This is a genomic window from Zarconia sp. (assembly GCF_057467645.1).
The window spans coordinates 1-19703 of sequence record NZ_JBRJXU010000007.1 but is presented as its reverse complement, the minus strand read 5'-3'; the positions used below and the strand labels follow the sequence as shown (position 1 = coordinate 19703).

The window sequence follows — 19703 nt, the reverse complement described above, 5'->3', positions numbered from 1 at the left end:
GAACGACGCCGGTTTTCAGTAAGATTTCTGATAATTTGGGTCGAGTATGAGATGAATGACGGTTCGCGCGCGGGTCATTTGGGGAGGATTTTGAAGACCCATATCCAACGCCAGTTCGATTGAATTTCGGGAATTGTCAGTTTCCCAAAAAGCGACAAAATGCGAGTGCCAACTGCAATCGATCTCGTTCTTCCATCAGCACGATCGCTTATCCACCATCACATTTGAATAATGTAGCGATTATTGGGCTATGCGCTTGCGCGCAGGCTTCGCCTAGGACTCTGCTCAGCCCGAACGGTGGTCAAGAAACGCTGCTTGTCAGTCCTGTGTATGACTGGTACTTTATTTCTGCGCAAATCCCCTACCACTCAACGATTCGGACTATTGAATTCAATCGTCAATTCGTCGGTCTGTACGGGAGTGCTGAATGGTGGACATTGATCAAGAGATTGCCGTCCGGACCACGAACATACCCAAATGTGAACTCTACCTTCACTTCCTCACCAGTCTCTGCATCCTCAAAAAAGTAGTTGCCCATGGCAACAGCAGAGTCGCTGTCAGTGATAATGTCGGCATTTTCAAAGCGGACCTCACTCCATGGCTGCAACGCGAAGCCGGTGTCTTCATCCACCATACCGCCAACGAAATAGGAGACGGCTTCGTCCTCAGTGAGGCGAAACTGATCGGTCGAAGCCTTAGTCGGCTTGAAGAGGACGGCGCCTTCGTCGTAGGCGTAGAGCATATCTACGTGCTCTGCTGCCAACCCGTGATAGTCGCCACCATTTAAATAGGCTCTGCCGATCGCAATGATGCCTTCAGCCCACACGTTCTGCGCCTCTTTGACCTCGGCTTCCGTGATTGGCTGCGCGATTGCCGGACCACCCATAAGAAGAAACCCGACCGCGATGGCTCTAAAAACTCCTTTAATCATAAGTAGTTTATCCTCTGGTTATTGAAAAATAGGAAAATTGTTAACCGCCCCGATTCAGCGATGACAGATACAATAACATAGAACAGTGATGTGCTTCACCCAATCCACACTGATTACAAAAATATACAAACTTCACATGACTCGCATCTCTCTGGCGAAACATTTAAGATTGGCCCTTTGTCCCAGATGCTCTAGATTGAGTTGACAACTCCGGTAATGCGCCTCCCTCACAAACGCGAGTACGCCGATTCTGAGGCGGTGCGGGGCAAGGAGCATAACCAAACGATCGAATTGAGATAACTGGTTCGGTTGATTGGTTGTTTTCTTGCACTGTGAAACCCTCGCAGAAACTTGTCGGGTGGGCAAGTATTCGAGCGGGGATTTCACAGCATTTTCCCCTGTGACTTAACCCAACGTCAGTTTTGGATAAGACTGTTTCAGGTGAGGGTGGGGAATAGGGAATAGGGAATGGGGAATGGGGAATGGAGTATTTTTCTCCCCACTGTAGTGCTATAAGTGTTGTCATCTCACTTTCGAGAGACTTGCCGACTATCCAAATATCACCCAGAGTAAGCATCCCGGCGAGGTGGCTTCAGCAAAACTGACGTTAACCCAAACAGACGTTAAGCTCATTCTCGACATCCCGATTTACGTCGAGAGCAACCCAATAAACCCGCAATCGCCATCAAACCCAGCAAACCCGTCGTTGGTTCGGGAACGGAGGACGACCCTCCAGGAAATGTCGCATCGAAAGAACCATCCGCTTCTGCAACGTTGGAGGCAACAGGATTAAAAAAGAAGTCGATCTGACCGTTGACTTTCACCAGTTCGCTCACCTGAAGGTCGAGATCGCCAAATTCATTCGTTAAAGTTTCCGAGAGTCCGGGAACCAAACCCACAAACAAGAATAAATCCGTGCTTCCAGCGAGTCCGTAGCTGAGATTATCCCCATCTTTAGTGACGTAGGCAATATTGGGATCGACGGTACGCTGGAATCCTCCTCCCTCCCGGAAGGCGGTATAAATGGCTTCCCTGCTGGCCAGAAATGCGAATCCATTGTTGTTGAGAACGTCGAATAACTGGGTTTGGGTAATGCCATTTTTGGTCAAGTTGGCATCGAACGCCAGATCGAACCAAGTATTTGCCAGATTATCGGCACCAAAGGCGGTATCGAGGGAGTCCCCAAATAAATCTTGAGCCGTTAGACTGCTAAAGGTCGTCGTCGTGCCATCGTCGAAATCAACGTTTAAATTCGTGACCCCTTCGTAGGCTAAAAAGTTATCGAAGGAGGGCAACCCGGATTCGCTACTTCTAAAGAGTTCGATGTTGCCACCGGGATCGGGCGCAGTACTGCTACCATCGGTTAACGCGGATACTAGCAGCGTCGCATCTGCATTTTGGGAAACCAAACATTCGAGGGTGCCGTCCGGTTCGGGACAGGCAAAGGTCCCGTTGGGGACGAAGACCTGAAAATCCGCAGCGGAATCGATGCCGAATTGCGGTGCGCCGGTTCCGGTAATACTGGCACCGGTGATGGTGGCGGCGAGTGCTGGGGAAACCGCAGCCAACGCACTGGCGATCGCCGAGGTATAGATGAAGGCTTGCTTGACTCTTGTGTTCATCGGGATCTGTCTCCAGAAATTTCGAGCAGTCAGAGTTCGTTATCGTTCGCGATCGAGCAAAGGTTATTTTCGAGAAAGCGCTCTCACACAACGCACAATTGGAGTTGACACTCCCCCGGTGACAACACGGGGGTTTTGGCTCGCTTTCCGAGCGGATAATATTTGATTGGATTCGGTCTTTGACTGGATAACCGAAGCGACCGAAGTTGTTATTGGGATGAAGCTAGATCGTACGGATGGGTAAGGTCGATCGATCTTACCCATCGTCCGTATAATTACAGATTATATCGATCTATTATCATCGAGCAGACGAAGGTTATTTCCGTATTGTTCCGGAGTGGCGATCGAAATGTTCCAGTCTCGATTTGTGAAACTTGTAAATGGTGAAACTTGTAAAATTGGTACGGTGCAGATTGGCGATCGATCGCCCCTACACTTCAGCCCAACGACGGAGGAGATTGGCATGACTTTTGGAAATCAGATCGAACTCGATCGTCTTACCGGATTTCTGAAAGATCGATCGTCGCGCGGTATCTAAGTCGAATAAAATTTCTCGCTTCATCGGATCGCGCACCAAACTTTGCACCCACGCCACCACCACCAGACGAATCCCTTGGGTAATGGGGGATACCCGATGCAGCGCACCGGAAGGGTAGACGATCGCCGAGCGGGCCGGTAACTTATAGGAGCGATCGCCATCGGTATTTTCCACGATTAGTTCTCCCCCTTCGTAGTCTGTCGGATCGCTCAAAAATAGCGTCAGGGAGACATCCGATCGCAAAAACCCGCGATTACCCATCAGAGCGTTATCGGCGTGAGAACCGTAGGACATTCCCGTTTCGTAGCAACTGAACAGCATCGAATGAATGGTTTTGGGTTGAGTTGCAACCTTAAATAAGGGATTGCGCCACAGTGCCGACGATACCATCTCCGTCAGTTCTGAGGTATACTCTGCTTTTTTGGTGAGCTGGGTGTTATTTTTAACGAGTTTGGCGTGCCATCCTGCCGTCAGCTTACCATCGATAAAATCTTGAGGATCGAGGCGATCGGTAATGTGTTGGAGTTCCTCTGAAGTGAGAACGTCGTCAATGGCAAAAATCATACTCCTCGGCTCGATGGTGCTAGTTCGGTGTTGGCAGAGTTTTTCGCGATCGGGGTGAACGAGCAATGCCACATTAATGCAAGAATTTATAGATTATAGCGGCAAACGAGTCGGGAATGTCGCACTGGAAAAACGACTGCACGAAAATCATTTAATGTCAATACTTTGCGCCATTTTTCAAGGCGGTTTTCAGTGGATGGGAGATGGGGTTTTATCCATCGAACCTCCGTCGTAGCTCCCGAGAATAAAAGATAGTTATTATCAATTAAGTTTTAAAAAATCCTCAAGGAAAAATCTGATGAAAACAAAAGCAGCAGCATTACTACTTCTCCTCGGTTTAGTTGCACCCCTTGGCGCTTGTGGTACGGACGAAGGTGGCGAAGAAGTTGAAGAACCCGCAGAAGTTGAAAACGAGGATAACACGGCTCCGAGCGATGACGGTGGCGAAGGTGGTGAAGATGGTGACGATGAGGATGATGACGACGATGACGATGATGATGACGACGACGATTAAGGCGGTGAAGGTGGCGAAGGCGGCGAAGGTTAATCTATCATTGAGCACCATCGAGGCCTAACATTTGTTGAACTCGACGAGTTGCGCTCAAACAAAATTCCGAATCCCATCATTGAGAAAAGGCGTGGAGAAAAATCGACTTCCTCCCGCCTTTTCTTTTTGCTATTTTGGCTTCGGAGGGTATCGCTGCATTCAGTTCGGTTAGGACAGTTTAATCTCAAACCAGTACCAGCTCCCCCCGCTCACAACACCAGTGTCCGCGCCTAACATGGCGGTGGCGATACAGTGCCGTAGCAGTTCTCCATCGGATGCGATACAGTACCAGAGTAGGCAAACCCATGGCAAAAAAGATTGCCTGCAACCTAATGACCGATCGATACTGTCAATCGGTACCGCGAAGGTGTCATCTCATTGCAGAGGCGCGACCTCACAACTCAACCCGGTAAAAGCGTCAGACTCTCGAACTACTGACACGGTGAATTATGCCCAAACCTCAAAACCTTAGCGATCGAATTTACCAGTTTTTAGGAAATAACTTCTCTTATCTCAAATGGGTTTATCAACTCATTAGTTATAAATTTCACCAACTCAAAAAACCATCTCATTTAAGCTGGAATCAATTCCAAAAAATTCAGTATCGTCCTTCTAAAAGGGTAACTTTTCCCTCAGGAAGCTTAAAATTGGTTGGGGACTTATACTTAGGCGATCGCACTGAAGAAAAACCCGTTATCTTACTGTTGCACGGCTCATCGGTATTTGGCAGAAAACTCCCCCTCATTCAAGCCCTATCCCAAGAATTTCAACAGTTGGGCTATTCGGTCTTTGCCTTCGACGCGCGAGGCTACGGCGAATCGGAAAAACCCCAAGAATACACCCCCGAATCTCTAGATTTCTCCCAGGACGTGCCATCGGCGATCGACTTTTTGAGTGAGACAGAAGGGTTTGCTAACCGTCGCTTTTACGTTATCGGTCATTCCTTTGGGGGTGGGGTGGCACTAGGTGCGCAAGCTCGAGATTCCCGCATTGAAAAAGTCGCGATTTTCGGACCGCCGCGTCGATTATCCGAGCGCTTTTTAAACGTCGAAGCCCGAGAAAAGATTAAGTTACTCGTCCGCTGGCAAGGGGATATGCAACTCGATCGACCTTTGGGATTTGAGATGTGGAGTAAAGCCCTGGCTCCGTTGAATATTGAAAACTACGCCGCAGCATTTTCTACGCCGGGACATACACCTCTGTTCATTATCGATGCGGAAGACGAACCGCCAGCGGATTTAGCATTTTTAAAAGCATTTTACCAACGCACCGTCGAACCGACGGACTATTGGACGGTTCCCCAGACCAATCATTACTTAGATTCGGGTTTTCGGCTGAACGTACCCTATTACTACCCCAAAACCGTTCGGTCTTTTGTCGAGAGAATCGATCGATGGGAATAGACCTATGGAGGAAAAGGGTTAAGGGTTAAGGGTTAAGGGGGAAAGGGGGAAGAAATTCATGACTTCGGCATAGATATTGATTGACGCCATGTGCAACTTAATTCTCCAAAATCCTCTCGCACGGGGGGAGCGGGGGGAGAAAGATCGAAAATACGCTCGTATTAGATCTAACTGTCCGCGCCCTCACGGCAATATAGCTATATGACTGCTGGCTCGCAGCGATCGAACAGGTTACCATGCAAAGCGAGGAGAGACTCTCGGGGATGCCACGGGATAAGCCATCGCCTCGGACGGTTCCCGAACTAATTCGATAACCCCAGCAATCAGTTTCCAGCAGGGATCGTCCCCTTCCCAGCTTGGCGGTCGGTGGGGTAGACTCAAACTGACGGTAACCAGACAAGGAAGCTGGGGAATATAGCCGTACTGAAGCTTAGCTGCCAGCACCGGATCGGTAATACTCGCGCCAGACAAACGCTGTCCGGTATTGGTAACAATGTTTCCTTTCCATTGCGTACCGCCACTGCGCCGTTGGATGCCTTGCACGGAAAAAGAAATCGCTTGTACCAGTTGTAAGGTGCGTCGTTGGCGAACGGGTTGCGCTTGCAAAAACGGTAAGGACACGTATTTTTTCGTATTGTGCAAAATATTGCGATCGCCACTGCAATATTTCAACACATCCTTGGGTTGCACTTGTCCGACTTTGCGCCAACTTCCGGGCAAAATCAGACGGTTTTCGCAGTTCCAGTCTCGAGTGGTAGGGTTTGGGGCCAAGGGAATTTCTAAAATATCGAGCAGTTGCGGTTCCCGACCGTTCAGGAGTCGCGCGTTGGCACTCACCCGACCATCTTCGCCATTGGCAACGGGACGAATCCATTGACCGGTTTTGGGTTCGATGCCTGCGATGCATCGTTCGCCGTGTTTCCAGGAATTAGCCAGACAAATAATCTGAGTTACAGGTGACATATAGTTACGTTGCCCCATTTTTGATTGAGATATTCTGCCACCAAGCGACGGTGACAGTGGTGCGGTTTCGCTTCACTACACAGCAGACAGCCACCATCGAGTAGTTCGGGGGTCACGTGTTTCTCGATTTGGCGTTGTTCCATCAGATCTAAAAACGCTTTTTCGTAGGTTTCCCAATCTCCACCCTGTTTTTTGTAGCGATCCAAAATCTCTTTGGTGGGAGCGAGATCGAGAAGGTGATAGTATTCGATATTGCCGATGCGGTTGAGGAAATATTCTAAATCTTTGCGTTTGGCAAATCCGGCGAGTTGGGAGACGTTATTGAGGCGGGTATCGATGATGCGCCGAACGCCGGATTCGATGAGGGTTTCAAAAAAGATTTGGGCTGTTTTTTTGGTAAAACCGATGGTGAAGAGGTCGATCGAAGATTTCGCGTTCATGTTTTCCCACGGGGTTTTTCAACGTAAGCAATTTTTTCCCCTTGTTGGCGGTAGGCTTGTTGCAAGCAAGATTCTCGGGTTCGCGGTAAGGTTGCCACCGAGTCTCGATCGCTCGCGAACAAAGAGAGTTGTTGGGGTTGGTTTTGAAGGTCGATCGGATGCAAATTTTGTAAATACAGCAACCGTTCTTCGAGGTTATCGTGAGATTCTAATTCCCCGGATTCTAAAATATGCTGAATTTGTAAATTGTAATTTTTTAAAACTTGACAAATTAAAATTGTCCTGTGACAGGTTATCGGGTCTTTTTCCGCACAGGTTAAACAAATTCGATATTTTTTCATGCCTTCGAGGAGACGATCGATACCTTGTTGAAATAAATCGGTTTGAGCGATGCGATCGTACAGTGCTTTGCCCCCAACGTAACAGCTGAGCTGGGTCGGTCTGGCGCCTAGCTCTTTACCCAGGAAAACATACTGAATATTGGCTTGCTTTAACGATTGCTGTAAAAAAGAACGATTGAAGTGGGGCAGATATTGGCTATAGGGATGCGATCGGACATCGGCAACTGCAGTGATTTGATTATTTTTTAGATTTTGAATAAATTGTGTGATTTTTAAATTTGAATGTCCGATTGTAAAGATCGTTCGGTTCTTATTCACATTTAAATTGCAACTCATGAATTTATCTACTATAAGCTAACATTTTAAAAAACATAACGTCAAGATGAGTAACATCCGTAAAATTTCGTTCGTACAAATACTGAAACTTGTCTCGTTTAGGTTTTCAAAAATTGTTTTTTAGAGGGCAGAAAATATCATTACAATCTACTCATCTCGTGAAGACGAATTTAGAGCTTAAAATACAAGCATTATCGACTCAATATTTTCAAGTTTTTTCGCAAAATTACGGATTGCCAACGGAGGAATAACGACAACATCAGTGAGGAATTTAGAAATTGACAAAATTTTGAGCATCGGTCATCTTAGGGGTAGATAAATCTACCAAACCGACATTTTCATTCCGTTGCTCGTGTATCTAAAGAAACATCGGATGTCGGCAATCTTTTGAGACGGGTCTTTTGTAAATCTTCCTCGATTTAAAGAGGGGTTAGGGGGGGTTGAGAAGAGTTATATCTTCACGATCTCGATATTTTTTCTCACCGCCCCAACCTGGCCAAAGTTTTGTCAATTTTTGACGGAGAGTCTTCATTCATGCATAACGTAGAGTCAAGCATCCCGCGTCGCAATCGCGTTTCTGTATCCTCGAACGATCCGAACGATTTAGCATTTGTCGTGAATTCCAGTCAGTTTACGGGAGTCGTTCAATTTTCCGGTCCGGAGGGATCTTGTTCGGGGTCGTTACTCGCAGGGGACGATCGCCATATTCTCACGGCAGCCCACTGCTTCAACAACGCCGATAACTCGGCAAACCTCAATCCCAATCCTGGCGAGTACGAGGTTTTCTTCGATGTACCCACCGGTCGCGTTACCGTTCCCGTCGAGGCCATTTTCATTCATCCCAATTGGACGGCCGGTCAAGATAACGACAATGACATTGCCATTATCAAACTCGCCCAGTCCGCCCCGGAAGCGGCCGATCGATACGAAATTAACACTGAATTCGACGAAGTGGGGCAAACCTTCATTCGGGTGGGCTATGGGGTGAGCGGAACGGGGGCAGCCGGAGAGGTCACCGATGAAACCGAGTCCACCAAGCGATTCGGACAAAACCGCTACGATGCCTTGGGGGATATTTTCCGGGAACCACCCTCCAACGATTTGAGTGTCGATCCGGGATTGCAACTCGCCTACGATTTCGATAACGGTTTGCCAGCCAACGATGCATTTGGGGTGGAGTACGGCATCAACGATTTGGGCGTGGAACGAGAAATTGGCACGTCGGTGGGAGATTCTGGCGGGCCGGCATTTATTAATAATCGGATTGCCGGGGTGGCATCCTACGGCTTTTCCTCAACGCCAGATATCGACAATCCGACCAATAACACCAGTTTTGGCGAATACTTTGCCGATACCCGCGTATCCGCTTATGCCGGTTACATCGCCCAAACCCTAGCGACCTCTCGCGGTGGCGACGATACCATTGTCGGAACCAACCGCAACGATTTACTGTTTGGTAATGCTGGAAACGATCGCCTCACGGCTTCAATCGGCGACGATCTGGCAGCCGCCGGACGGGATGACGATATCGTGACGGGAGACGATGGAAACGATCTGCTGTGGGGAAATCGCGGCAACGATTCGGTGGATGGGGGCAACGGAAACGACTTTTTATGGGGTGGGAAAGATGATGACACCCTGATTGGCGGTGCTGGAAACGACGTTCTCAGTGGAGATTTGGGTAATGATGTGCTGACGGGGGGCGAAGATAGCGATCGCTTCGACTTCCGCGAGAGCGATGGGGTGAATACTATTACCGATTTTACCGACGGGCAAGATTCCATCGGTCTTTCGGGAGGACTAACCTTTGCCCAGTTAACGATCGCTCAAGTGGGTAACGATACCCAAATTACCGCTGCGGGTGGACTCTCGGTGACCTTGCAAGGTGTGAATGCTGGGGCGATCGATGGGGCGGATTTCGTAACTTTATAGAGTTTACCGAATTCCCTCTGTTTAGATTGGCGTGGTACGGCTAAAATTATGCTGGAGAAATATGGAATGATACCTATTTTTAAGGAAGGTACGAAACCAACATTCTCTTGCACAACTGAAAGCTGGCTGCGCCACAACTGTTATATTAATTTTCTATCGACTTTTTTTCGATCGCGAAACTCTAAGGAAATGATGATGATTCCGAGATTATCGTTTCGAGAAAGCCAAACACCAGATTTAGCTCGTTTTTTCGATGAACTCAAGAAAACACCATTTTCTGGAGAAGTTCGATCGGATTTTGCGAGCCGATTGAGTTTGTCGACGGATAATAGTATTTACCAAATTCTACCACAATCGGTGGTATTTCCGCGCACCACTGAGGATTTAATTTATTTATTTAAACTTGCCGATCGAGATATATTTAAATCGATTCATTTTTCGCCCCGTGGGGGAGGTACGGGAACCAACGGACAATCATTATCTGGAGGGATGGCGATCGACGTTTCTAAGTACATGAATCAGATTCTGGAGGTGAATCTAGAAGAACAATGGGTACGGGTACAGCCAGGGGTTGTTTTAGATCGATTAAATGCCGTTCTCAAACCCCACGGTTACTTTTTTGCGTTGGATATTGCCCCTAGCAGTCGAGCAACCATTGGTGGGGCAATTAATACCGATGCCTGCGGCAAAGGTTCGCGGATTTATGGCAGAACTAGCGATAATCTTTTAGAACTGACTTGGGTGTTGCCGGATGGAACCGTTGGGAACTCAAGTGGTTGCGATTTAAACCAGTTAGAACGGGTTAAGCAAGAATCGGGAAGATTGGGAAAGATTTATCGGCAAGTGGATGAGATTGTTTCGGCGAAGCAGCAGCTGATTGAAGAAACATTTCCCAAAATGCCTCGATTTATGACGGGATATAATTTAGCGAAGGTGTATTCCCAGAATCGAGAATGTTTTGACTTAAATCGCATCATTGCCGGTTCGGAAGGAACGCTGGCAGTGGTTACGGAAGCCAAGCTCAAGTTAACCCCGATTCCCCAGCATAAAGTTTTACTGGTACTGCACTATCACGGTTTTAACGATGCCCTTGCCGATGCAGAAACGTTACTGAAGTCAGATCCTGCTGCGATCGAAACCATCGACGAGAAAATTTTAGAACTGGCGAAGCTGGATGAAATATACGATGCAGTTCGAGATTCGATCGGGGAAGCCCAAGCGATTAATTTAGTCGAATTTACCGGAAGTAGTTTGGAGGAGATACGAGAAAAAGTCGATCGCATTTCTCAGAAACTCGATCGGGCGATCGGATATTATCTTGCAAAGAGCGATCGGGAAATAGCAGACTTGTGGCAGTTGCGAAAAAAAGGGGTTGGATTGCTGGGAAATCGTCCCGGCGCGCGCAAACCGATCGCCTTTATTGAAGATACCGCCGTTCCCCCTCAAAATTTAGCAGCTTACATCGCAGAATTCCAGACGCTACTGACTCAATACCATCTCGATTATGCCATGTTCGGTCATGTGGATGTGGGCTGCATTCACGTTCGTCCAGCCTTGGATTTGAAAGTGCCTGAAGATGAAGCTTTGATTCGAGAACTATCGGATAAAGTAGTCGCCTTAGTCCGCAAATATGGTGGAGTGATGTGGGGGGAACACGGGAAGGGTTTTCGCAGCGAATATACGCCAGTATTTTTCGGGGATGAATTGTATCGAGATTTGCGGAAAATTAAAGCAGCATTTGACCCGGAAAATCGCCTCAATCCCGGCAAAATTGTGACCCCGTTGGGGAGCGAAGAAAAAGTAGCACCGTTGGAATCGCCGTTGCGGGGACATTTCGATCGCCAAGTTCCAGAATCAACGCGCAAGAATTACGAATCGGCGTTTAATTGTAACGGCAATGGGGCGTGTTTTAATGTGGATTTGGATGGGGTGATGTGTCCGTCCTATAAAGAAAATCGAGATCGCATCCATTCTCCCAAAGGACGCGCCAGTTTGTTGCGGGAGTGGTTGCGGCAGTTGGCAATTTCTGAGGATGGGGAAAAACCGGATAACGTTTTTGCTAAACTGTGGCATACCCTGGGGAAATTTGGTGGTGTTTACGACTACTCCCACGAAGTTTATGCGGGGATGCACGGCTGTTTGGCGTGTAAAGCTTGCGCCACTCAATGTCCGATTCACGTGGATATTCCGGCGCTGAAATCGCAATTTCTCGATCGCTACCATACGCGATATTTGCGATCGCCACGGGATTACCTCAGCGGGTATATTGAATTTTTGCTAGAGTGGCAATCTCGCGCGCCTCGGTTCTGGAATGCGATCGCCTTAAATCCCCTCTCGCGGTGGGGGATGGCGCGGTTTTTCGGACTCATCGATCTTCCCAAACTTGCGGTGCCTACCCTTGGCGAATCCCTCGCTTGTCGCAACGCCTTTGATGTCGATGTCGCTGTCATGAGGAATTTGGCCGATTTACAACGCAAGCAAACTCTTTTACAACGCGAGCAAGATGCTCGCACTCGTTATCATTATCCCAACCAACCTGGTGGTTTCAATCTCGATGCCCTTGCCGATGTCGAAAATGGCGTTATTTTGCTGCAAGATGTCCTGACGAGTTTCTACGAACCGCAGTTGGTTCTCGATACCTACGACTTGTTGCGTCAACTGGGATATACCGTCTGGGTTCCCCCGTTTTTCCCCAGTGGCAAACCGCTGCACGTTCTCGGTTTTTTGCCTCAATTTCGGGAAAGAGTCGATCGCAACGCCGAGTTTCTGCAACAATTGGGGCGATCGGGTATTCCCATCGTCGGCATCGAACCGAGTATTACCCTCACCTATGGCGACGAGTACGCCAAAATTTTACCCAACTTACCCCGAGTTCGGTTGTTGCAAGAGTTTTTGCTGGAACATTGCGAGCGCCTCTCTTCTCACTCGGAAATTTTATCGGGTTCTGCAAACTCCCAGAATCGTGACGAGACATCCTATTATCTACTCAGTCACTGTACCGAAAAGACGCTGGCACTGGGAAGCCCTCGGCAGTGGCAACAGGTTTTTGAGGCGATGGGACTGTCGCTGAGTCTGGTGGAAGCCGGATGCTGCGGCATGGCGGGGATGTACGGACACCAACGGGAACATTCCGCTGCCTCCCGAGGGATTTATCAGATGAGTTGGGAGAAACATCTGGAGTCGATGCCGCAACCGTCGGTTCTGGCAACGGGGTACTCCTGCCGCAGTCAAGTCGAGCGATGTTCGGGGTGGATGCCGCGACATCCGGTGCGGGTATTGTTGGAAAAAATTAGGGAGAATTCGGGAAGGAACACTCCACTTTGATTTTCAGGTTACTTTTTGCCGTGCCTTTGGTGACGTAGGGAATTCCCGCTTCGCCGCCGACTTCGATGCCAAATTCGAGGGTAACTTTATCGATATTGGCGATCGCGACTTTGCGCAGGGCGTTGAGGGTAAAGTCGGTGTATTGGCGAATCGTATTTTCGATCGCTTTGGAACTTTGGCGGTGAGGGGAAATTTTGGGGGCAGATTGGCTGCGATCGGGAATATCGATCGGGGGTGGGATGATGCTCTCGAAACTTTTACTACCTTTGCCGAGGTTGTCTCGCGTCAGTTCTGCGGGTTCTTCCGATTCGGGTTCTTCTGATGTGGGGGTTGTTGGCAGTTGGAGGTTTTCGGTGGATTCGATGTAGAGGATGGTACCGTCTTCGAGTTGAATTTGGCTGAGTTGGGTCATTTGAGTTGCCGATCGATTTTTTCTAGCTTAACGTCAGTTTTGTTTAAGTCGTAGACTCAAATGCTGACTCGGATTGCTGTTCGGGCTGGCTGGCTATTCGAGAGGCCGCCCATCGCACATCGGAGAATCTCCTTGCGGGTGAGTCGGGTACTCTATTCCCCATTCCCCATTCCCCATTCCCTATTCCCCACCCTCACCCGAAACAGTCTTATCCAAAACTGACGTTAGCTTACGGTATGGGGAAGTTGGGGAGAGAATGAAAAATTAAAAATGCAAAATGAAAAATTCTTCCTTGTCCCCTTGTCCCCTTGTCTCCTTGTCCCCTTGTCTCCTTGTCCCCTTGTCTCCTTGTCTCCTTGTCTCCTTGTCCCCTTGTCTCCTTGTCCCCTTGTCTCCTTGTCCCCTTGTCCCCTTGTCCCCTCTCTCTTTAGGTTTTACAAATTCGATCGCACTAAATCATGAGTCGAGATGCGTTGGTAGTTGGCATTAATCGCTATCGGGCTGAGGGATTGGCGGATTTGTCCTCTCCGGCGGCAGATGCAGAGGCGATCGCCCAAATGTTGGAGAAATATGGCGGTTTTAAGGTGCGGCGCATTCCCGAGGCGATCGATCCGAACACGGGTTTGCCCTATGTGGGGAAGACGACGGAAGCTGCCTTGATGCAACTGGAAGAGGCGCTGGTGCAACTGTTTACCCCCGAAAGTCACCAAGTTCCGGATACGGCTTTATTTTACTTCTCCGGGCACGGAATTCGGAAGCAGCGAGGAGTGTCTGAAGGTTTTCTGGCGGCGAGCGATGTTTATCCCCAGATGGGGTTTTGCGGTTTGCCGTTGCAGTGGTTGCGGAAGCTGCTGGAGGCGAGTTCCGTGCGCCAGCAAGTGGTGTGGTTGGACTGTTGCCATAGCGGGGCGTGGCTGGGCGCTGGGGAGGCCGATCCGGGGGAACGCGGTCGGGGTCGCGATCGGGCGTTTATCGCCGCAGCGCGTGATTTTGAGGGGGCAGAGCAAGAGATTACCAGCCCCTACAGCGTGATGACGAGGGCGCTGCTGGCGGGACTCGAACCGCAACCCGATCGCCCGGTAACCAATATTACGTTGGTGGATTTCCTGAATCGGGAGTTGCAAAATGCGACCCAGCGTCCCATTTATACCAATTTCGGCGAACCGATCGAATTGATTCGTCCCCTGGCTACCCCAGAGGAAACCGCTGCCCCCACGGAGGTTGCCGCCACGGATATTTGCCCTTACAAGGGGTTAGCCTATTTCGAGTGCAACGACGAAGATCCCAAATATTTCTACGGACGGGGGACGCTCACCGACGAACTACTCGATGGCGTGCGACGGGGGAATTTCCTGGCGGTACTGGGGGCATCGGGAAGCGGCAAATCTTCGGTGTTGCGGGCGGGATTGATGCACCAACTGAAGCGGGGACGGCAGGTATCCGGGAGCGAAACCTGGCAAGTGCGCGTCTTGGTGCCGGGAAGCCATCCCCTCGAGAGTTTGGCGGCGGCATTTCTGGATGGGGATGTGTCGGATTTGGAGCGATCGCAGCAGTTGGCGATCGCCGAACAGCGGATTGGGGAAGGGGCAGCGGGTTTGCGGCGATTGGTGCAGTCGGCAACGGCGAGTCGGGTGGTGCTGGTTATCGATCAATTTGAGGAAGTGTTTACCCTATGTAGCGATCGGGCGGAACGAGAACGGTTCTTCCAATGTCTCCTGGGGGCGATCCCCTCCTCTACCGTCGAAGAGGGCGAAGCATTTGGATTGGAGAGGGTGGATTTTTCCGAGATGTTATCGCCCAAATGCTTTGCCCCTACAGTCTCCCCCTCCTCCAAACTCTGCATCGTCCTCGCCATGCGGGCGGATTTTTTCAGCAAGTGCCTGGAACGGGAGTATAGCGGACTCGCCGATCGCATTCGCCAACATCTGGTAGCGGTGACACCGATGACTCGGGAGGAGTTAGAAGGGGCGATCGTTCGTCCGGCAAAGGATGTGGGGTTAGCGATCGAACCGGAACTGGTGCGGCAAATGCTCGCCGATGTGGTGGGTGCGCCGGGACATTTACCTTTGTTGCAATATGCGCTGCGGGAACTGTGGCAGTTGAGATCTCGATCCCCCCTAGCCTCCCTTGAGAAGAGATCTCCCCTAGCCTCCCTTGAGAATGGATCCCCCCTAGCCCCCCTTGAGAAGGGATCCCCCCTAACCCCCCTTGAGAATGGATCCCCCCTAACCCCCCTTGAGAATGGATCCCCCCTAACCCCCCTTTTCAAGGGGGGAACTGATTCTTCCCCCTTGCTAAGGGGGATTGAGGGGGATCTCTTAACCCTGAAAACCTATACCCAGTTGGGTGGGGTAATGGGAACCCTCAACGATCGAGCAACGGCAGTCTACGAGGGGTTGTCGGCGGCGGAACGGGAAGTGGCGAAACATATTTTTCTGGCACTGACGCAGTTGGGAGAGGGAACGGAAGATACCCGCAGACCCGTCCGCAAGTCGGAGTTGGTGACATCGCGGCATCCGGAGGCAATGGTAGAGGCGGTGGTGCAGAAGTTGGCAGACGAACGGCTCATCGTCACCCGCGAAGCAACCGATCGCTCGATATCCTCCAATCCCCCTTCTCAAAAGAAAAATATAACTGCCCCCCTTCCCAAGGGCGGGGATCGTACCCAGAAACGGGATTCTGCGGCGATTGTTGATGTGGCGCACGAAGCGCTGATTCGCCATTGGCAGAAATTGCGGCAGTGGCTGGATGAAAGTCGGGAAACTCTGCGGCAGACTCGGAAAATCGAGCAAGCAGCAGCGGAATGGGAAGAGCGGGGGAAGGGGAAGGATGAGCTATTGCAGGGGAGGCGGTTGCGGGAAGCGCGGGAGTTGCGGCAGGATGTGGCGCTGTCGAAGTTGGCGGAGGAGTTTATCGATCGGAGTGTTCGGCAGAGACAGATCGATTTGCTGAAGATCGCCGGTGTTGTCGCCATCCCCATACTTTTTGTCGTGGGGATTGTGGAACCGAGTTTGAGACAAGAGCGGATCGATCGGGACTTGGCAGTTCTCAGATCGGGAAAGGGGACTGCTAAGGAAATAGGATATCTAACAAAAGGTTGCAATGTCGCTGTCAGAGACATTTTGCCTGCACCACTGGCAAATGTATTGTTTGGGAATTGCGTCCGCTTGGCTAGATATCCGCTTGAAAAAATTTACCTCGCGGGAGCCGACCTCCGGGGAGTCAAGCTCTCGGACGCCAACCTCGCGGGAGCCAACCTCTGGAAAGCCAACCTTCGCGGAGCCAGTCTCGTGGGAGCCAATCTTCGGGAAGCCGACCTCTGGAAAGCCAACCTTCGCGGAGCCTACCTCGGGAGAGCCGACCTCTGGGAAGCCAACCTTCGCGGAGCCTACCTCCAGAAATCTAAACTCCAGGGAGCCAACCTTCGCGGAGCCTACCTCGTGGAAGCCAACCTTAGGGGAGCCTACCTCTGGGAAGCTAACCTCGGGGAAGCCAGCCTTCGGGTAGCCGACCTCGGGGGAGCCAGCCTCCAGAAATCTAACCTCCAGGGAGCCGACCTTGGGGGAGCCAACCTCGGGGAAGCCAACCTCTGGGAAGCCGACCTCCAGGGAGCCGACCTCCAAGGAGCCGACCTCCAAGGAGCTAACCTCTGGGGAGCTAACCTTCGGGGAGCCAACCTTCGGGGAGCCAATCTCGTGGGAGCCAATCTCGGGGAAGCCAACCTTCGGGTAGCCGACTTCACTGAATCCGAACTATTTGGCAAAGTCAAAAACTTAACCCCACTACAAGTGAAATTCGCTTGTTACTGGGAAGAGGTGAAATTCGACCCAGACTTTCAGGCAGAACTGAATCAATTTCCCGATCCGAAGACAGAAGTAGATTGCAGTCAGTGGGAGTAGTTTTGGACAGATGCGGAGACGCGGGGACGCGGAGATGGGGAGATGGGGAAGCTTTGCGAGCATCCGAACCGGTCGATATATGGTGCTTGTTACTGTCTCCGATACCGATCCGGTGCGTCACTGGACGATCGCAGCATACACCGCTCGTAAATTTGCATTGAGGTGATGTTGAATGGACGAAAAACTAACATTCAAATACGATCGCATTGGCGGTTGCTATACATTTAAAAATGTCCTCCCTACCCAAAACAAGAATCGGAAGAATTCGGGGATTAAGTCATTACTAGACTTAACCCTACTACCAGAAAAATCGAGAATCTGAAAATCTTATTTTTATCGAAACAACTCTTTAGCGAAAACTTGCTGGAGTTACCGATTCTTACCGGCTTGCGTCCCGCTCAGTTGTAAGGGGAATCGCCTGTGCTAGGCGATCGCATAATCAGTATACGGTCGAACGTGGGGAGGTTTAAATCCTAAAACGATCTGCTCTTTGGGAACCCCGGCTTGAGTCAGTTCGACGGCAATTCCCTCTTCCGTACCATCAAACTGAATCCAAATTTTGCCATCGATAATCTCAACATGAATAATACAGTCATGGACTCGTTTGTACTTGTCCCATCCCACTTCCACGAATAAATAACGATCGCGATGGCGATCGAAAATGACTTCTGCCTGAATCTCTTCGCAACTTGAAGAAATTTCCGCGTAGTCGCTCAATATTTTCTCAATGAGTTCTCGATCTCGATCTAAGATGTCCATAATATAATCTCCTCTATCTAGCTCTCAATGTCGTGACTAAAAATGCGATCGAACATAGCCGGAATCCCATCTGCCGCCAAAATATTCTCAACAACGCTCAAATTATTTACCCACAAAATTGATGACCCGAGATAGAGAGGTTGTACTCGATACCATCCGGGGAATGCGCAATCGCGTCGTCCGCGAATACAAAGAAGTCGATCTCAAAATCCTCTGGGAAGTGGTGAGAAGCAACATCCCCGAACTCCTACAGATTCTGCAAAACAGCACGTTTTCATACGCACATAAATAGTATTTTTTCAATACCCGCCAAAATACCTAGAGAAAAATTGCGTTTCCAACTCGATCGATTCTCAGTAAGGAAATGGGGCGATCGAACCAATTAATAAGCTTTTAGGGAAATTGCAGAGTTAGTATACTTACAATTATTGACCCAAACAGTTTCGATAACTTGTTAAAAAGTTTATCACAGCCCCAGAGCCTTGTAAACTCGTTGGCAAATTCTGGAAAATGTTGCCAAAATTTCGTGTAACGCAACCGTTACAATCGCGGCAATGATTTGAAAATTAAATCGATCGCCCCCCGTTCTCACCCATGAAGATGATGATATATAGCAGTTGCCATTCGAGTTAAGACAACACCAGCCAATTGTGTCATATCAAGTTCGGATAATTCGTGACAATTAGGTGCGATTGCTAAACTTTTTCTCGAATTCTCTCGGTCGGCGTTCCCTTGCGTCTTGCGAAGGGGCTGTCTCCTGGGGTGTCCCCAGGAGTTTATACGCCCCGTCTGACGCGGGGTCCGACCGCTCCCCAAGCCCCCCACGCCCCCGATGCCCACCTTCACAAATATCCTCATTGCTATAGCGATACTGCCGGGCGATCGTTCAAACCATCACCGCCGCATCCTGCGGATACCCCCGCAACAAACCGACAATTTCATCGCGATAATTCTGAAACTGAGGCGATCGCTTCACCGCTTCGTGCCGCTGGTCTCCCAAATCGATACGAAACTCCCGCTCTACCGTTCCCGGTCGGGCGCTCATCACGTAAATCCGCCCGGAAAGAAACACCGCTTCTTCCACATCGTGGGTAATCGTCAAAATCGTACATCCCGTCTGCTCCCACACCTGCAACAGGAACTGCTGCATCGCCTGTTTGGTTTGCACGTCCAAAGCCCCGAACGGTTCGTCCATCAGCAACACCTTGGGCTGGCAGGCGAGGGCGCGGGCGATCGCCACCCGCTGTTTCATCCCCCCAGACAAGGCTCTCGGGTAGGATGCGGCAAACTGAGACAGCCCGACGATTTCCAGGTAATAAGCGGCGAGTTCTTGTCGTTGTAACTTGGGAACCCCTTGCAGTTTCAAGCCGAACTCGACGTTCCCCGCCACGCTCATCCAGGGATAGAGGGTGTAGCGCTGGAACACCATTCCTCGATCGGCCCCCGGACCGGTGACTTGCGCCCCATCGACGGTAATCTCTCCCCCCGTGGGCATATCCAACCCCGCCACCAACCGCAACAGCGTCGATTTTCCCGAACCGGATGCCCCCACCACGCATACCAGTTCCCCAGTTTCGACGTGCATATTAATATCTTTGAGAACGAGCAACGGGTTAGGTTCGGCAGGAAACTGTTTGTATAGGTGAGAGATTTCTAAGTGCATCTTTGAATTTTAGATTTTAGATTTTAGAT

General features: G+C 50.1%; 16 protein-coding genes. 7 read left to right on the top strand and 9 right to left on the bottom strand.

Annotation, left to right across the window (positions count from 1 at the left end; genetic code table 11):
• Window positions 1-397: 397 nt before the first annotated feature.
• From AC2215_RS00970 to AC2215_RS00960, 3 genes are all read right to left on the bottom strand, one after another.
• Window positions 398-931 carry a hypothetical protein gene (locus AC2215_RS00970; protein ID WP_486808076.1) on the bottom strand — a complete coding sequence of 178 codons (534 nt, stop codon included), beginning with the start codon at window positions 929-931 and terminating at the stop codon, window positions 398-400.
• 629 nt (window positions 932-1560) lie between these two features.
• A complete protein-coding gene (locus AC2215_RS00965) occupies window positions 1561-2553 on the bottom strand; it encodes an NF038130 family PEP-CTERM protein (RefSeq protein ID WP_486808075.1) in 993 nt (330 codons plus the stop codon).
• 430 nt (window positions 2554-2983) lie between these two features.
• On the bottom strand, window positions 2984-3727 hold the full coding sequence (locus tag AC2215_RS00960) for a Fe2+-dependent dioxygenase (protein ID WP_486808074.1): 744 nt from the start codon (window positions 3725-3727) through the stop codon (window positions 2984-2986).
• A 4-nt stretch (window positions 3728-3731) separates the two neighbouring features.
• On the opposite strand from AC2215_RS00960, the gene AC2215_RS00955 reads away from it, so the two are divergent.
• The 3 genes from AC2215_RS00955 (at window position 3732) to AC2215_RS00945 (ending at window position 5605) form a co-directional block, all read left to right on the top strand.
• Window positions 3732-3890, top strand: a complete 159-nt coding sequence (locus tag AC2215_RS00955; protein ID WP_486808073.1) for a hypothetical protein — start codon at window positions 3732-3734, stop codon at window positions 3888-3890.
• A gap of 63 nt (window positions 3891-3953) precedes the next feature.
• Window positions 3954-4169 carry a hypothetical protein gene (locus AC2215_RS00950; protein ID WP_486808072.1) on the top strand — a complete coding sequence of 72 codons (216 nt, stop codon included), beginning with the start codon at window positions 3954-3956 and terminating at the stop codon, window positions 4167-4169.
• Window positions 4170-4651: 482 nt separating this feature from the next.
• On the top strand, window positions 4652-5605 hold the full coding sequence (locus AC2215_RS00945; protein WP_486808071.1) for an alpha/beta hydrolase: 954 nt from the start codon (window positions 4652-4654) through the stop codon (window positions 5603-5605).
• A gap of 231 nt (window positions 5606-5836) precedes the next feature.
• Here the strand turns inward: AC2215_RS00945 and AC2215_RS00940 are convergent, their stop codons facing one another.
• The 3 genes from AC2215_RS00940 to AC2215_RS00930 are packed head-to-tail and all read right to left on the bottom strand — an operon-like array spanning window position 5837 to window position 7685.
• Window positions 5837-6568, bottom strand: coding sequence for a dual OB domain-containing protein (locus tag AC2215_RS00940; protein ID WP_486808070.1), 732 nt, complete (start codon window positions 6566-6568; stop codon window positions 5837-5839).
• Window positions 6556-7008 carry a DUF488 domain-containing protein gene (locus AC2215_RS00935; RefSeq protein ID WP_486808069.1) on the bottom strand — a complete coding sequence of 151 codons (453 nt, stop codon included), beginning with the start codon at window positions 7006-7008 and terminating at the stop codon, window positions 6556-6558. The genes AC2215_RS00940 and AC2215_RS00935 overlap by 13 nt, the downstream gene beginning before the upstream one ends.
• Window positions 7005-7685 carry a DUF488 domain-containing protein gene (locus AC2215_RS00930; protein ID WP_486808068.1) on the bottom strand — a complete coding sequence of 227 codons (681 nt, stop codon included), beginning with the start codon at window positions 7683-7685 and terminating at the stop codon, window positions 7005-7007. The genes AC2215_RS00935 and AC2215_RS00930 overlap by 4 nt, the downstream gene beginning before the upstream one ends.
• Before the next feature lie 534 nt (window positions 7686-8219).
• Between AC2215_RS00930 and AC2215_RS00925 the strand changes: the two genes are divergently transcribed.
• Together AC2215_RS00925 and AC2215_RS00920 are read left to right on the top strand one after the other, a co-directional pair.
• On the top strand, window positions 8220-9617 hold the full coding sequence (locus tag AC2215_RS00925; protein WP_486808067.1) for a trypsin-like serine protease: 1398 nt from the start codon (window positions 8220-8222) through the stop codon (window positions 9615-9617).
• A gap of 189 nt (window positions 9618-9806) precedes the next feature.
• Window positions 9807-12941, top strand: a complete 3135-nt coding sequence (locus AC2215_RS00920; protein WP_486808066.1) for an FAD-binding and (Fe-S)-binding domain-containing protein — start codon at window positions 9807-9809, stop codon at window positions 12939-12941.
• Here AC2215_RS00920 and AC2215_RS00915 read toward each other — a convergent pair.
• Window positions 12907-13353 carry a CU044_2847 family protein gene (locus AC2215_RS00915; RefSeq protein ID WP_486808065.1) on the bottom strand — a complete coding sequence of 149 codons (447 nt, stop codon included), beginning with the start codon at window positions 13351-13353 and terminating at the stop codon, window positions 12907-12909. The two genes, AC2215_RS00920 and AC2215_RS00915, sit on opposite strands and share 35 nt — an antisense overlap.
• A gap of 458 nt (window positions 13354-13811) precedes the next feature.
• Here AC2215_RS00915 and AC2215_RS00910 point away from each other — a divergent pair, with 458 nt between their 5' ends.
• A complete protein-coding gene (locus AC2215_RS00910; protein ID WP_486808064.1) occupies window positions 13812-17252 on the top strand; it encodes an nSTAND1 domain-containing NTPase in 3441 nt (1146 codons plus the stop codon).
• Between the two features lie 423 nt (window positions 17253-17675).
• Here AC2215_RS00910 and AC2215_RS00905 read toward each other — a convergent pair whose 3' ends face one another.
• Window positions 17676-18011, bottom strand: coding sequence for an element excision factor XisI family protein (locus AC2215_RS00905; protein WP_486808063.1), 336 nt, complete (start codon window positions 18009-18011; stop codon window positions 17676-17678).
• Between the two features lie 121 nt (window positions 18012-18132).
• On the opposite strand from AC2215_RS00905, the gene AC2215_RS00900 reads away from it, so the two are divergent.
• A complete protein-coding gene (locus AC2215_RS00900) occupies window positions 18133-18303 on the top strand; it encodes a HepT-like ribonuclease domain-containing protein (RefSeq protein WP_486808062.1) in 171 nt (56 codons plus the stop codon).
• Window positions 18304-18897: 594 nt separating this feature from the next.
• Here AC2215_RS00900 and AC2215_RS00895 read toward each other — a convergent pair.
• On the bottom strand, window positions 18898-19674 hold the full coding sequence (locus AC2215_RS00895) for an ABC transporter ATP-binding protein (protein WP_486808061.1): 777 nt from the start codon (window positions 19672-19674) through the stop codon (window positions 18898-18900).
• Window positions 19675-19703 lie beyond the last annotated feature (29 nt).

Bases quoted from the DNA above. Each gene is read 5' to 3' on its own strand.
- AC2215_RS00920 (WP_486808066.1), top strand. From the start codon at position 9,807: ATGATGATGATTCCGAGATTATCGTTTCGAGAAAGCCAAACACCAGAT.
- AC2215_RS00955 (WP_486808073.1), top strand. From the start codon at position 3,732: ATGCAAGAATTTATAGATTATAGCGGCAAACGAGTCGGGAATGTCGCA.
- AC2215_RS00915 (WP_486808065.1), bottom strand. From the start codon at position 13,353: ATGACCCAACTCAGCCAAATTCAACTCGAAGACGGTACCATCCTCTAC.
- AC2215_RS00965 (WP_486808075.1), bottom strand. From the start codon at position 2,553: ATGAACACAAGAGTCAAGCAAGCCTTCATCTATACCTCGGCGATCGCC.
- AC2215_RS00905 (WP_486808063.1), bottom strand. From the start codon at position 18,011: ATGGACATCTTAGATCGAGATCGAGAACTCATTGAGAAAATATTGAGC.
- AC2215_RS00940 (WP_486808070.1), bottom strand. From the start codon at position 6,568: ATGTCACCTGTAACTCAGATTATTTGTCTGGCTAATTCCTGGAAACAC.
- AC2215_RS00925 (WP_486808067.1), top strand. From the start codon at position 8,220: ATGCATAACGTAGAGTCAAGCATCCCGCGTCGCAATCGCGTTTCTGTA.
- AC2215_RS00935 (WP_486808069.1), bottom strand. From the start codon at position 7,008: ATGAACGCGAAATCTTCGATCGACCTCTTCACCATCGGTTTTACCAAA.
- AC2215_RS00895 (WP_486808061.1), bottom strand. From the start codon at position 19,674: ATGCACTTAGAAATCTCTCACCTATACAAACAGTTTCCTGCCGAACCT.
- AC2215_RS00950 (WP_486808072.1), top strand. From the start codon at position 3,954: ATGAAAACAAAAGCAGCAGCATTACTACTTCTCCTCGGTTTAGTTGCA.
- AC2215_RS00930 (WP_486808068.1), bottom strand. From the start codon at position 7,685: ATGAGTTGCAATTTAAATGTGAATAAGAACCGAACGATCTTTACAATC.
- AC2215_RS00970 (WP_486808076.1), bottom strand. From the start codon at position 931: ATGATTAAAGGAGTTTTTAGAGCCATCGCGGTCGGGTTTCTTCTTATG.
- AC2215_RS00945 (WP_486808071.1), top strand. From the start codon at position 4,652: ATGCCCAAACCTCAAAACCTTAGCGATCGAATTTACCAGTTTTTAGGA.
- AC2215_RS00900 (WP_486808062.1), top strand. From the start codon at position 18,133: ATGACCCGAGATAGAGAGGTTGTACTCGATACCATCCGGGGAATGCGC.
- AC2215_RS00910 (WP_486808064.1), top strand. From the start codon at position 13,812: ATGAGTCGAGATGCGTTGGTAGTTGGCATTAATCGCTATCGGGCTGAG.